At 42.0% G+C, this 14,236-nt stretch carries 14 protein-coding genes and 1 riboswitch; all 14 genes read left to right on the forward strand.

Annotation, left to right across the window (positions count from 1 at the left end):
* Positions 1-21 precede the first annotated feature (21 nt).
* The 14 genes from EIZ58_RS07595 to EIZ58_RS07660 all read left to right on the forward strand — a co-directional run bounded on the left by EIZ58_RS07595 (position 22) and on the right by EIZ58_RS07660 (position 14,200).
* Positions 22-1,377, forward strand: coding sequence for a bifunctional folylpolyglutamate synthase/dihydrofolate synthase (locus EIZ58_RS07595; protein WP_134700006.1), 1,356 nt, complete (start codon positions 22-24; stop codon positions 1,375-1,377).
* Position 1,378: 1 nt separating this feature from the next.
* Positions 1,379-2,752 carry a UDP-N-acetylmuramate--L-alanine ligase gene (gene murC / locus EIZ58_RS07600; protein ID WP_134700941.1) on the forward strand — a complete coding sequence of 458 codons (1,374 nt, stop codon included), beginning with the start codon at positions 1,379-1,381 and terminating at the stop codon, positions 2,750-2,752.
* A gap of 146 nt (positions 2,753-2,898) precedes the next feature.
* On the forward strand, positions 2,899-3,906 hold the full coding sequence (locus EIZ58_RS07605) for a hypothetical protein (RefSeq protein ID WP_134700007.1): 1,008 nt from the start codon (positions 2,899-2,901) through the stop codon (positions 3,904-3,906).
* 8 nt (positions 3,907-3,914) lie between these two features.
* Positions 3,915-4,313: a type II secretion system protein gene (locus EIZ58_RS07610; RefSeq protein WP_134700008.1), complete on the forward strand. Its 399-nt coding sequence runs from the start codon at positions 3,915-3,917 to the stop codon at positions 4,311-4,313.
* A gap of 11 nt (positions 4,314-4,324) precedes the next feature.
* Positions 4,325-4,756: a PilW family protein gene (locus EIZ58_RS07615; RefSeq protein WP_134700009.1), complete on the forward strand. Its 432-nt coding sequence runs from the start codon at positions 4,325-4,327 to the stop codon at positions 4,754-4,756.
* Between the two features lie 28 nt (positions 4,757-4,784).
* Positions 4,785-6,437 carry a GspE/PulE family protein gene (locus EIZ58_RS07620; RefSeq protein ID WP_134700010.1) on the forward strand — a complete coding sequence of 551 codons (1,653 nt, stop codon included), beginning with the start codon at positions 4,785-4,787 and terminating at the stop codon, positions 6,435-6,437.
* Between the two features lie 28 nt (positions 6,438-6,465).
* Positions 6,466-7,512, forward strand: coding sequence for a type IV pilus twitching motility protein PilT (locus EIZ58_RS07625; RefSeq protein ID WP_134700011.1), 1,047 nt, complete (start codon positions 6,466-6,468; stop codon positions 7,510-7,512).
* A 23-nt stretch (positions 7,513-7,535) separates the two neighbouring features.
* Positions 7,536-8,747: a type II secretion system F family protein gene (locus EIZ58_RS07630; protein WP_134700012.1), complete on the forward strand. Its 1,212-nt coding sequence runs from the start codon at positions 7,536-7,538 to the stop codon at positions 8,745-8,747.
* 89 nt (positions 8,748-8,836) lie between these two features.
* Positions 8,837-8,920, forward strand: a riboswitch (cyclic di-GMP riboswitch).
* Positions 8,921-8,984: 64 nt separating this feature from the next.
* The gene (locus EIZ58_RS07635) at positions 8,985-9,377 is read left to right on the forward strand and encodes a type II secretion system protein (protein WP_167577556.1); all 393 of its coding nucleotides are present in this window, start codon (positions 8,985-8,987) and stop codon (positions 9,375-9,377) included.
* 66 nt (positions 9,378-9,443) lie between these two features.
* Positions 9,444-10,205: a prepilin peptidase gene (locus EIZ58_RS07640; RefSeq protein ID WP_134700014.1), complete on the forward strand. Its 762-nt coding sequence runs from the start codon at positions 9,444-9,446 to the stop codon at positions 10,203-10,205.
* Positions 10,206-10,224: 19 nt separating this feature from the next.
* Complete coding sequence (gene pilM, locus EIZ58_RS07645) at positions 10,225-11,223, forward strand: type IV pilus biogenesis protein PilM (protein WP_134700015.1); 999 nt, start codon at positions 10,225-10,227, stop codon at positions 11,221-11,223.
* Positions 11,220-11,822 (forward strand): PilN domain-containing protein, encoded by a 603-nt coding sequence (locus EIZ58_RS07650; RefSeq protein WP_134700016.1) that lies wholly within the window; start codon positions 11,220-11,222, stop codon positions 11,820-11,822. The genes pilM and EIZ58_RS07650 overlap by 4 nt, the downstream gene beginning before the upstream one ends.
* Positions 11,809-12,879: a hypothetical protein gene (locus tag EIZ58_RS07655; protein WP_134700017.1), complete on the forward strand. Its 1,071-nt coding sequence runs from the start codon at positions 11,809-11,811 to the stop codon at positions 12,877-12,879. The genes EIZ58_RS07650 and EIZ58_RS07655 overlap by 14 nt, the downstream gene beginning before the upstream one ends.
* A gap of 100 nt (positions 12,880-12,979) precedes the next feature.
* Positions 12,980-14,200: a hypothetical protein gene (locus EIZ58_RS07660; RefSeq protein WP_134700018.1), complete on the forward strand. Its 1,221-nt coding sequence runs from the start codon at positions 12,980-12,982 to the stop codon at positions 14,198-14,200.
* The last annotated feature ends 36 nt before the right edge of the window (positions 14,201-14,236 follow it).

Here is a 14,236-nt window from a genome sequence, read left to right on the forward strand (position 1 = left end):
ATAGTGAAATGAGGTTGTGCGATGAGACCATTTGAGGAGGCAGTGACCTGGATCAAGGGTTTGCAGAAGTTTGGAATAAAACCAGGCCTAGAACGGATGCAGTGGATGCTGGAGCGATTGGATTACCCCGAGCGTCGATTGAAGTTCATACATATCGCAGGAACGAATGGTAAAGGATCTACGGTCCAGTTTATTTCTCGGGTTTTAGAAGAAGCCGGCTATTCAGTTGGTACTTTTACCTCTCCCGCTATGGGGGGATTGAACACTCATGTGAACTGTGACCATCAGCCCATGTCTGAGGATGCGTTTGCAGCGCTTGTCGAGCAGCGGATCCGACCTCTTGCGTCTGAAATCGAACGAACGAAAGCAGGTTCATTAACCGAATTTGAAGTATTAACCCTTCTCGCCATTTTATACTTTGCGGAAGTAGCCTATCCTGATTTTGTTATCTGGGAAACGGGGTTAGGCGGGCGTCTTGATTCTACGAATGTCGTTACCCCTTTAGTTTCTGTTATTACGAATATCGGATACGACCATATGAATATCCTCGGAAACAGCTTAGAGAAGATTGCAGCAGAAAAGGCCGGCATTATCAAAAATGGATTCCCGGTTATTACAGCGGAAACGAATCCAATTTCCTTTGAGGTCATTGAAAAAACAGCTAAACAAAAGAAAGCTGCTTTGTACAGCTTAGGTAAAGATTTTTCCTATTCGCGCAAGTCCGGGATGCTAGCTGATCAACAAGAGTACTTTGATTTCCATGGGATCTTTCGAGATTATCCAGGACTTCGCCTCTCCATGCTAGGGGAGCATCAAGTGCAAAATGCGGCCCTTTCCATCATGGCGCTTGAAGTGTTGCGGCAATATTCTGCCGTGTGGTTTGAAACCGAGCATTTACTAATGGGACTGCAAAAAGCACAATGGCCCGGTAGATTTGAAATTGCACAAAAAAAACCATTCCTTATTTTGGATGGAGCACATAATATAGAAGGGATGAGAACTTTACTCCAAACCGCAAGGGAACGATTTCCTGGGAGAAAGTTTAACGTGCTTTTTTCTGTCTTGGCAGACAAAGATACGCAAGCTATTATTCGTGAACTGGTACCTATATGTGAAGAAGTGGTGGCCACTGAGATGGATCACCCAAGAGCATTGCCTTTATCCGATATCCTCATGCAATTTCACAATGAGAGTCCTTCCCTTAAAGTAAAAGGGACCCAGCCATGGCAACGGGCTTTCGAAGAATGGTACCAACCTAATCAGGCAGATGATGTATTTCTAGTTACAGGATCTTTATATTTTATTTCTACAATTCGGGAAGCATTGGGCAAAGCGCAAGAGATTTGCCCCGACTTTAAGGAAAAGGCTGGTGAATGAGTTGGCAACACAAACCGAACACGTTCATTTTATTGGGATTGGCGGCTATGGAATGAGCGCGATTGCCAGAGTATTGGTGGATATGGGCTACAAAGTGAGCGGCTCTGACATGGCTAGAAAGGAGCTGACAGATAAGCTTGTATCCAGAGGGGCGCAAGTTTATATCGGTCATGAGGCCAAGAATGTATTAGGAGCTCAAGTCGTGGTCTATTCAACAGATATCCCGAGGGACAATGTGGAATTAGTAGAAGCCAAAAATCAAAACATTCCACTCATTCATCGTTCAGAAATGCTCGCAAGAATACTTAATGAGCGTTCAGGAATTGCGGTCTCGGGAGCGCATGGGAAAACGACAACGTCATCCATGATTTCTTTAGTCATGGAGAAGGCTGGCGCCGATCCTACCTATATCATTGGCGGAGAAATTGTGGATATAGGCAGTAACGCTAGAGCGGGTAAAGGACCTTTTGTTGTCGCGGAAGCAGATGAAAGCGATGGCTCTTTCTTGAAGTATCATCCAGAAATTGCAGTCGTAACCAATATTGAGCCTGATCACCTTGAAAACTATGAGGGTGACTTTGAAAATCTGAAAAAAGCTTATCGCGAGTTCCTCTCCAATGTGAAGGAAGACGGGACAGCCGTTGTATGTGCAGATGACGAATATATCGCGGATATGCTTCCAGGAGTAAGGTGCAATTATATTACGTATGGACTGGAAAAACCGGCTGACTATACAGCGGAAAATGTGGTATATGGTGATCGAACCGTTTCCTTTTCAGTCAAAAAAGGGGAGGAGCCTCTAGGGCAAGTAAAGCTCACCGTACCTGGAAGGCACAACGTCTTGAACGCATTGGCCACGATTATTGTTTGCTTGCAAGCGGGGATAGGCTTTCCAGCGATTGCTGAAGCCATTAAGTCCTTCCGTGGAGCTAAACGCCGTTTCCAAGTGATCGGAGAAGCCCAGGATGTGCTTGTGGTCGATGACTATGCTCATCACCCAACGGAAATCGAAGCAACCATCCAAGCAGCAAAATCTACAAACAGACGAATACTGGCTGTCTTCCAGCCTCAGCGCTACACTCGAACATTCTTCCTGTTGGATGCGTTTAGCCGAGCGTTCTCCGAGGCGGACCAGGTGATCATCGCGGATATCTATTCCCCTGCGAATGATACGAAAATGGAGGTTACGGCCCAAGCTTTAGTGGATTTAATCAAGCAAAACTCAAACGAAAATACCGTCTATATGCCAACCAAAGAGGATGTCTTCGAACACCTCATGCAAGTGGTAAAGCCTGGAGACCTAGTTATTACTATGGGCGCCGGTGACATATGGAAAGTGGCCGACCGATTGGCGGAGGCATTGGAGAATAAATAATGATCAGAGGGTCATCCGGTAGACAGAGTCTATTGGATGACCCTCTTTTTTCCAATCCTTCGTGTGATAGAAATAACTCGTGGATAATCACTGTTCATGTATAATATAGACTATATAAAATTAGCTAAGTGAACATGGTGGGTAAAATGAAAAAACTCATAGGATTATATATAAAGTCCCAAGGGGGCTACTTGCTTCTCTATGTTCTATTTATTATTGCTTTGGCAGGGGTGCTAACTCCTGTTTTATTGCAAACTACGTTTCAGGCTTATAAAAATGTAGTAAGATCGGGAGATGATACCCAAGCTATCAATTTAGCTGAAGGGGCTCTGGAGATTGGGTATAGGGTGTTGCTAAGCAGATATCTAGTTGACAATTACCAGGACTATGATGAGAAAAAATTTACATCACTGCTTGCTGCTTCGAGCAATACTGTAAATGAAGAAAGCGCCCAATTAAGTAAAGGGAGAATGAGACTAGACTATACTTATGATAATCAACTAGCGAGTTCAGGTGAGTTGAGGATTGAACTCATCGGAGTAGGGATTTCGGGTAATGTGGAGAAGAAGGTAACTGCACGTGTAGAATTGGCTCCTATGACATTCTCGGGAGGCGCACCTTTGATTATCCACCAAGATGCGATGCCTACTTTTTCTCGCATGAAAGATGAGCAGCAGCTTCTTTCCTTAACCTTTGCACCCCATATCAGTCCAAAAGAGCCCAATCTTATATCTGGAAGTGAGCTTTCTTTATTCCGGCCATTGCCAGGCACGGTTGTTCAAATTACAGAGAATGGCGGGATCGTAGACGAATCGACAGGTTCAAATAAAGCCTATATTACCGACCGGGTGATTAGGGCAGAGACAATAAAAATGCGTGTTCATCAAAGTACAACGTATGTTGTCAATCAGTTTTTAATTTGTGATCACATTCAATTCTCACAAAACAATAACAGTCCCCTTGAAAAAGTAAATAATATCAATAATGGACTTCTGGTGTTTAAAAGCTTTGGTTCTATCGCTAACCCGTTCCCATTAAGATTGCATCAAAATCAAGGAAGAGCTGTTCCGCCATTAAATATTTTTGTCAGTTCGAACAACAAGACGTTAAATAATCTGGAAGGAAAAATCTCCAATCTAGTTCCAAAATACTGAGGTGTCATATGAAGTTCTCCTGTGAAAAGGGTTTAACCCTAATCGAAGTTATTGCGGCTACCGCTCTCTTATCCATTATTGCCATGATCTTATCTGCGGTATTTACAAAGAATATAGAGCGTACCGCAAAAGATGACCAAAGTATGTCCTCTATTCATCTCGCCCAGCACCAAATGCAATCGGTAAAACAGTTTGCTCAAAGTCAACCGGACGGAGAGGAGTGGGGCAGGATACCTTCAAAAAATATACCAAAGATCAGCCTTCCTGATGGATATCAAGTTCGCGTAGAGACCTCGTTTGTACCATCTGGAACGAAGGATGTACTAAAGATAAAGGTTGAAACTACCGATCCTTTTAATCAGATGTATACCTTAACTGGCTATATTGGTAGAGGCCGAACACAATAGCGGAGGGTACCATGATCCGAAACCAAGCAGGAGCGACACTCATTGAGTTATTAGCGGCTTTATCCATTGCATCCTTTATTATATGGGGGATACTGCACATCAATATCTCCGTATTACGTGACTTTGGTCAGATTACATCCCAAACAAACGTGCGGCAGGTGGCTGATTTGGCAATGGATGAGTTGGTTGGAAAATTGAGGAAACAAGAATCGGTATTAACCATTGTAAGGAATGATCAAATAGTGGTAAACGGGAGGACGCTAGTTCGTGTTATTGGAGAAGATCTCGAAATCGAAGGACAAAGTATCCGCTCTTTTGGTGAAAGCTATGCAGGGACAAACTTTGATTATGAAGGGAACTTACTTAAGATAAATCTTAAAGTTGAATTAAATGGCTCCACTTATACACTTACAAACTCGATCTATTATCGCCAGACGAAATGAAATTTTTTCGTAGAATAGGAGATTGCCCATGATTCAAAGAAAAAGATTAGGAGACTTGCTCGTTGAATCTGGCTTAATTACTCCTCAGCAGCTTCAGCAAGCCTTGGAAGAGCAGAAAGATAGCGGTTTGAAGCTTGGAGATCTGTTGATTGCTAGAGGATATATAACTGAGCAGCAAAAGATAGAATTACTTGAGTTTCAACTCGGCATCCCTCATGTTCAGCTACATAGGCAGAAAATTGATGATAAGGCTGTTCGGCTTATTCCCATGAACTTAGCCAAGAAACATCAGGCTTTGCCTTTGCGAATTGAGAGTGGGAAGTTAATTGTGGCCATGTCAGATCCTCTCGATTATTATGCAATTGACGATCTGAGAATGAGCACGGACATGCTCATTGAAGTCGTCATTGCAACTAAGGAAGAGTTGAACCGTGCCATTTCGAGATCGTATCAGGTTCAGCAGTCTGTACACGATATGCTGGAAGACATGGACACAGATACGGAAGATGAGGAGATAGCCGATGAGTCTTCACCGGTCGTAAACCTACTGAATCAAACCATATCCCAAGCGGTATCCTTGGGAGCAAGTGATGTGCATTTTGAGCCTCAGGAAGCGATAATAAAAGTCCGTTTTCGTATTGATGGGGTATTAAGAACAGAGAATGAATTTCCGATTAACATGCTTGGTGTAATAACAGGTCGTCTAAAGATATTAGGGGGCTTAAATATTACTGAAAAAAGAGTTCCACAAGATGGCCGTTTCGAATTTGATACGGGATTAAAGAGAATTGATATCCGTATTTCTAGTTTACCGACTATTCATGGGGAAAAATTAGTTTTGAGGTTGTTAGATCCTGCTAATGCCAATAGGGAAATAGACAACATAGGATTTTCCGAACAAAATCTTAGCTTATTTAAGAAGATGATAGCGGCTCCTTATGGATTGATATTGATAACCGGACCTACCGGTAGCGGAAAAACGACAACTCTTTATTCTGCCCTGCGTTATTTAAATAGAGATGATGTGAATATTGTTACCGTTGAGGACCCGGTTGAGTATCAATTAAACGGAGTTAATCAGGTACAGGTTAATCCCTCCGCAGGTTTGTCTTATTCTACTGGTTTACGCTCCATTTTGCGACAGGATCCGGATATTGTGATGGTTGGGGAGGTTCGAGACAATGAAACGGCAGAGATGGTAATCCGATCTTCGATGACTGGTCACTTGGTTCTGAGCACTCTTCATACAAATGATGCGGTCAGTACTTTTAATCGTCTAATGGATATGGGGATTGAGCCTTTTTTGGTATCATCTTCTTTGCGAGGAATTGTGGCTCAGCGATTAGTAAGAACCATATGTACATCTTGTAAAGTTGAAGTGGAGATTCCTTCTCCTCACAGGGAAATTTTTGAGGCAAATCAAATGAAGCTAGAAAAATACTATATAGGTAAGGGCTGCGATAGGTGTAACCAGACAGGTTATCGCGGGAGAATGGCTATTCACGAGGTACTTATCGCAGATGGCGAAATGAAAAAGTTAATAGTCCAGGTAAAACCCGACACAGATTATAAGGAACTAGCTCTTAAACAGGGATTTAGGCCGATATTTTTGGATGGGCTATACAAGGTAGCGACTGGGCTTACTACCATAAGTGAATTGCAAAGAGTATGCATGGAATAAAAAACAATAACATGCAGTGGGGGAAACGATGGATATCATTGGATTGTTAAAGGAGGCCCAAGCTAGAGGGGCATCGGATTTACATCTCACGATAGGAAAAGCCCCTGTATTTAGAATCAACGGTATGCTTATTCCACTTGGCGAGTGTTCCTGTACACCCGACTGGACTGAGTCTGTTGCCCGTGATCTAATGAATGAAGGACAATTTGAGCAACTCCTGATCAAGGGGGAATGTGATTTTTCTTTTGGAGTTGCTGGAATTTCAAGATTTCGGATTAATGCGTACCGTCAACGGGGTTCTATTAGTTTAGCAATTCGGACGATAGCCCAGGATATTCCACCAATTGATCGATTAGGAATTCCTCCGGTTGTACGCCAATTGGCTGAAAGACATCAAGGCTTACTATTAGTTACCGGGCCGACCGGGAGCGGAAAGTCTACGACATTGGCTTCTGTTGTAGATTATATCAATCAAAGCTTTTCCAAGCATATTATCACTCTTGAAGATCCGATTGAGTATTTGCATGGACACAAAAAGAGCATCGTCGATCAGAGAGAAATAGGAACAGACACCTCTACATTTTCAACAGGTCTCCGTTCTGCCTTACGACAGGACCCTGATGTGATTCTAGTTGGAGAAATGAGAGATCTGGAAACTATTTCAACTGCAATCAGTGCAGCGGAAACAGGCCACCTAGTCCTGGCCACCCTTCACACCTCTGATGCTCCACAAACCATTGATCGGATTATAGATGTGTTTCCTCCGGCTCAACAACAGCAAATACGGGTCCAGCTTGCAGGAAATCTAGCTGCTGTCATATCTCAGCGTCTCCTTCCTGCTATGGATGGAAGTCAGAGAATGGCGGCTTTTGAAGTCATGATAAATAATACGGCCATTGCTAACCTGATCCGTCAAGAAAAGGTTCACCAAATAAAAAGTATGATGCAAACAGGCATGCAACAGGGAATGATTACAATGGAGCAATCCTTACGCATGTTAATGAACAAAGGAATCGTTTCTCCAGAATCCGTCAAACAAATCATACCTGATTTAGACCGATACTTTGAGGTATAACTAAAGGCATAGGAGGTGGAGATATGCCTCAATTTGAATACGTTGGGTATAACACAGAAAGAAAAAAAGTAAAAGGAAAGCTAGAAGCGCGGGATAAGAAAGCAGCATATCAGCTTCTAAAAGACAGAGGCTTGTATGTAACTAATATTAACCCTTTTAAACAAAGTTTTCTGACGAAGGATATTGCCTTTCTTGAACCACAAATAAAGAAGCGGGATCTTGCTATATTTTGCAGGCAATTCTCTACATTGCTCCAAGCTAGCGTAGGCATATCCGAATCTCTTCAAGTGCTTGCACAACAGACCATGAATAAGTCTATGAAAAAAGCCTTAGTTGCAGTCTTGGAGGATGTAAGGAGTGGAAATTCCCTATCGAAGGCATGCCAGAGCTATCCCAAAGTATTTCCGGACATGTTTATTAGCATGGTTCGCGCGGGGGAAGCAAGCGGAACACTGGATGATGTATTAGCTAAACTAGCGAGCTTTTTTGAGAAGGAAAGCATAATTTATGGGAAAATCAGATCTGCCTTAATTTATCCAGTGACGGTAACCTTTCTTTCTTTGGGTGTAGGGTTTTTCATGATGTGGAAGATTGTTCCGAACTATGTTTCTATGTTTCAGAATATGGGTTTGGAACTGCCTTTGATTACAAGAATCGTTATGAAAATGAGCGAAGTAATCACTTCGTTTTGGTATCTCTTTTTTCTGTTTCCTATACTGCTTTTTGTTTTTATACGAATATATAGCGCTTCAAAGCCAGGTCGGTATCAAATGGATTACTTAAAGCTGAAAGTTCCCGTTTTCGGAACCTTATTCCTCAAAGCCTCACTAGCTCGATTTAGTAGAACTTTTTCAACTTTATTTACTGCAGCCGTTCCTATTGTTCAAATCCTGTCCATTGTTTCTCATGTAGTAGGAAATGAAGTGGTTTCCCGTTCTTTGGAACAAGCCAAAGAAAACATTAAAAATGGACAGCCTATCGTTAATCCCTTTAGGAATAGTCCGATTTTCCCTCCGATGGTTGTTCAAATGATCGCAGTTGGCGAAAAAACAGGCAGACTTGATACCATGCTGGAAAAAGTAGCTGATTTTTATGAAGACGAAGTTGAGAGAATGGCTGATAACCTCAGAGCCCTAATTGAACCGATGATGCTCATTATTGTGTCCGGGATCGTTGGATTAATCGTTCTGGCCGTCTTATTGCCTACTCTTTCCATGTACAAGGGATTTCAATAAAACTTTAAGAAAAATTAATAATTTGTTCACGACAAGATTCTACCCATTTTGACATTTTTTTTATATAATGTTAGTAGGAACTAGGAATGCTAGATTTGGGTAGCTGTGAACTCCATTCTTTATTTGGGCACTTGGGATGGAGGGAGCTAGTAGTGCAACCGACCCGGCCCTACATTAGGGGCGGGTTTTTTAGTTCCATAATATGCAAATGGAGAGCAAATAAGGGAGGTAATGAACATGGTAGCGTCTTTGAAAAAACTATGGAATAATCAGCGGGGGGTAACGTTGATTGAGTTGTTAGCCGTTGTTGTTATTTTGGGCATTATTGCTGCGATCGCGGCACCGAGTGTGATTACGAATTTTTCAGATGCGAAGAAAAATGCTGATAGTCAGACAGAGAAAATTGTAATCGATGCAGCTCAGCGTTATATGTTGGATGATGCGAAAAATGTAACATTTAACAATAATTCAGCAACTATAACAATTGCTGTTTTAAAAGAAAAAGGATATCTAACATCTGAACCAAAATGGTCAGATAATAATGCAGTAGCTAACGTTGTACTAACCCAAGATGCCACTACAAAAAAAGTAACTAGTTATTCCGTTTCAGGAAAGCCATCGAATTACTAAGAACTATCAATCGACAACCCCTCGCGGTGGTTGTCGATTTTTTTACTTATCATAAAGGAGGCCCATATGGAGCTATCCATTTCACTATTTTTTATCACATTCTTCCTTTTCCTCTCGTCGTTTCTTAATGTAGTAGCGATTAGGATTCCTATAGGGGAATCCATAATTTTTCCTCCGTCCCACTGTGTGAAGTGCAATCATAAACTAGGTCCGCTGGATCTTATTCCGATCCTTAGCTATGTTTTCTTAAAGGGAAAGTGCAGGTACTGCGGAATCAAGATTTCCCCTATCTATCCATTGGGGGAAATGTTCACCACTATCCTGCTCATCTTTACTTATAATAAAATTGGATTAAGCCAAGAATTACTGGTTGGCATCCCATTGATGATGCTATTGGCAACTATAACAATCAGCGATTTGTTATATAAGATCATCCCCGACAAAGTGAATGCGTTCTTCTTCATTTACTTTTTTCTTCTCCATCTCTTTTACGGTCCGCTTCCATTCTTCGATTACCTACTGGGAGTGCTGGCTGGAGGAGGATTGCTTCTATTCATTTCCATTCTGAGTCGTGGGGGAATGGGTGGCGGAGATATTAAATTAATGGCGGTTGTTGGAATGGCTATCGGTTGGAAGTTAACCTTGCTCTCTTTTTTGGTTGCATCGCTTATTGGTGGAATTGTTGGGGGTATTTTACTGGCGATGAAACTAGTGAAACGCAAGGAACCTATTCCTTTCGGTCCGTTTCTGGCTCTAGGGATCGTTCTTTCTTACTTTTGGGGGGACGAATTAATACAAGGATATATACTTTATGTTCTCCGACTATAGAGAAGAGGAGAAGTAGGAAATGAAATGGAATTTGTGGAAGCGAACAGAGTATATGGTTGGCGTAGAAGTGAAGGATTCCGTTATTAAGTTCGTAGAAATGGCGAAATCAGCTAAAGAGATTACCCTATCTTCATATTGTATGGAAAATATACCTGAAGGTTTAATTTCAGTTGGTAAAATACAACGGCAGCAAGATTTTTCAGATTTCCTGTTTGAAATAAAAAATAAAGCAGGGATCCAGGGGAAAAATATTCAACTGTCTATTAGTTCCCATCATATTTTGCTCCGTCCTATTAGAATACCCAATTTACCGAATAAAGAGCTTGCTAAAGCAGTGAGTCTGGAGATTGAAAACAGTATCCAACTTCCTTTTGAGGAATATGTTTTTGATTTTGGGGTGATTACGGAGCAGGATAAGCGAAGCGAGGCAAAGGAATTGGATTTAATGTTGGTCATTGCGCCAAAATCTTATATTTATCCTTACGCGGATGCCTTCAAGAAAGCTGGCTTTTATCCAGAAAGTGTTGATCTAGCTTCTTTTGCCGTACATAGGGTGATTCAACGAGAAGAAAGCTTAGGTGATACCTACATGCTCGTTAACATAGGCGAAAAAAGCACGGAGGTTAGTATTTTTCATCAAAAGGTTCCTCGACTGGTCAGAACTTTTAACCTTGATCTTGGTTCCTATATAAATAACCTTCCTGTTTTTTCAGATAACCACAGTGCTGTTCATTCCTTTGCGAGAGATATGGGGAATGAATTGGAACGCGTAATGAATTTTTACTTATATACGTTAAATAACCGAGAACAGATTCTTGCTGAATTGGTTTTAGTAGGAGATACAAAGGACTTGGGAGAAATCTCCGAGTATCTATCCAGCCGATTAGGTGTTCGATCATGGGTAGCTGGAATAGGCAGGATCCCATTTGCACAGGAGCTAAATGAAAAGAGCCTAAGAGAGATAGAGGCCTCGCTTGTAGTTCCTCTAGGTATGGCCTTGAAGGAAGAGATGGCATGATGAATATTAATTTGCTACCTAAAGAATCGTTTGTTGTAAAAAACTTCTATAAACTCCTGACTCTCGTGTTTCTTGGTTTAATCCTTATCACCGTTGTTTTGGCTCAATTCGTCATTCATCAGGAGTCGAATTTACAAGTTATGCAAGCTAAACTAGAGCGATTGGAACAGAAAAAGGAACAGCTTGAACATAACAAGAAGTGGAACCAGGGAGTATTAGAGAGAGAACAGGAACTGAAGAGCTTCATGAAGTATAAGGCTCTAATCGAAGGCGTTGAGGCGAGTCGCGGTTCAAGTTGGATGAATATGCTTATAGATCTTGAATACTCGATGCCTAGCCATGGCGAGATTATTGAATTGAGTGGTGAAGGCAATAAGGTGACAGGAAAGGCGGCACTCTATACTTTAACAGATGCAGCGCTGTTACTTGACAAACTTGAAAAAACTTCATCAGTAGGAAGCGCTTATTTGCAGGTTCTTAATAATCCTGATTTATATGAGCAATACCATATTGATCCCCCAAAAGCAAAAATTGTAGAGTTTACGTTCTATAAGAAAGATATAAATGAGATGAGGGAAGAGCCAGATGGAGACGGTTAAAAGGTATCTTTCCAGCATAAAGCTCGACCACTTTCACTTTGGATGGAAATCTTATCAAAGCTTAATTGGAATATTGATTACTGGCATAATACTTATTTTTGGCGGTTTTTACTTTCTGCATGAATCTAAAGTACATCAGTTTGCTAGTCTAGATAATCAACTGGGGAAGCTTGAAAGTTACATGACTGAGAATTCCGTGCATGAAGAGAAGTTGGAGAAGCCCTTGCCTCCTAATCCGATTGAAGCCACTGGATTTGCCAAGAAGGTTCCCTTTGATCGGCATGTGCCAGAGTTCTTGACGGAACTAGACAATATTTCAAAATTGGTCGAAGTAGAGTTTACAAAACTTGAAATGGAAGAAGTTCAGCCTGAGCAAAAGGATATGGTGACTGTCTTTTTACGAGAGTTGGCTACGCTTGCTAAGGAGGTAAAGGAAGAAGATCAGGCCAACGATGGTGAAGTGAAAAAACAAGAAACGGCACCTGCTTCTCCATTTGACCTTTCTGTTGCCAGACAAAGGGAAAGAGTGTTCGTTACGGATCCTGAAAGGATTTTGGACGGATACTTTCAACAAGCACAAGAAGAGCAGAACAATCAGCAAACAGTAAAAGGGGTTACCGATATTCCACAGGAATTGCTAGAATACCTTCCTTTTGGAATGATTCGTTTTCATGTCGAGTTTGAGGGGACATACAGGCAATTAACGGATTTTCTCGGGCATTTGCGTAAGGCTGATCGTCTCGTACATGTTGAAAAGTGGGATTTTTTATTAGAAGAAACAAGTAATCCATTTTATCGGAAAATAAAAATCGACTTCAAAATTTTATATTACAAAGAAAAAATTGAGGGAATTCAGGAACTTGCCCCCACCGACATAAAAGAAGACGTATATGACCCCATCACTATTCTTCCCAAGAGCTGGTTAGAAGAAACTGCGGACAAGAATCCTGTAGAGATTGATATTGAGAGTGATCAGGAAACAATAGAAACCCAGACAAGAGATAAGGTAAACGAGCTATTAAAATCTTATCCTCAAGATTCTACTTCCAAAGACTAGAAAGTTCTAGTCTTTTTTTAAATTCTTTCTTCCCCCGGTTCTATTAATCTCTCATCGTCATATACATAGACTATAAAGCTATCCAAAAGGAGAGATAAGGATGGACAAGAACCGGGCGAGAATTACGATTAAACTTACTCCCTCAGCTAAGGAGGGACAAGCACCTAAAGAAAAAGAAAAAGAGAAGGTAGTATCCGTTGAACCCTCTCAGGAAACACCAATTGACATTAAAGTTCCTGAGGAAGCCGAGAAGCTAACTGAACCTTCCGTGGAGGAAATTAAACCCCGGGTGGAGCCAGAGCCAGAGCCAGAACCAGAACCATTTATCGCCCGCAAAGAAGTAGCTGTGGGGAAGGAAACGGAAGGGGACGAGCCATCGACTCCAGAATGGAGGTTCCCGAGAACGAACAGGCGAAGCTATAAGTCCCGCACCAGAAGTTCAAGAGAGGATCAGGCCAAGCGAATGGTTGGCGTTGCGGCTTCTGTCATTGGGGCCGTTGCACTAGGATTGATTTTTGGATTTGTCGTTCTCGGATTTTTTAAATCAGGCTTGCTAGACAAATCCTCCACACCAGCAGCCAATATTGCTAATCCCCAGAATATGGCCAGTGCGCCTAGTCAGGTACAGGGCGGTCCGGATGCTGTTTCACCTGCTGAGGCAACGACTCCACCCGAAGGCCAAGCGGAGGGATCAACGGTCTCCATTACTCTTCCGTCACAGAATATGTTCGTAGTTCAAGGTGGCGTATTTCAAGATCAAAAAAGTGCTTCACCTATGCTCGATAGAATTAAGGCAAAGGGCTGGCCTAGTAGTCTTGTAGGGGACAAGCCAATCCATTTATTTTTAGGGATGGCGGCAGTAAGAGATCATGCCCTAGCCATGGCGGCCCCTTATAAAGAGATGGATGTATATATTAAGGAGTGGGGCGAAGAATCCCGTACCGTCACTGTGGCTTTGAAACCAGGCGCCAGCACGAATCAGGAAGAATGGGATCAATGGTTTCAATTCGAGGCCACGATGGTCCAAGCCATGGGGAGTGCTATTACTGAAGGGCTTACGACTGGAAAATTATCTGGTGAGACGATGAAAAAGGTGACAGATGCTCACCGAAATATGCTCCAACAAGGCCGCTTAGTTGTCAGTAAACTGCCTCAGGAGCAACAATCGTTAGGAAATCGGCTGTTAAATGATATTTCAAAAGGCGTATCAGCCTTAGAGCGCTATCAAAAACAACCGACGGAAGGATATGCCTGGCAGGCGCAGCAGGCTTTGATGGATGCTTACACAAGCAAGAGCCAATTGTTTTCATCATTTAAATAGTACTCTTCTATTCACACTCCTTGCCTTTAGGCGGGA

Source organism: Ammoniphilus sp. YIM 78166 (genome assembly GCF_004522215.1).
GTDB lineage: Bacteria > Bacillota > Bacilli > Aneurinibacillales > RAOX-1 > YIM-78166.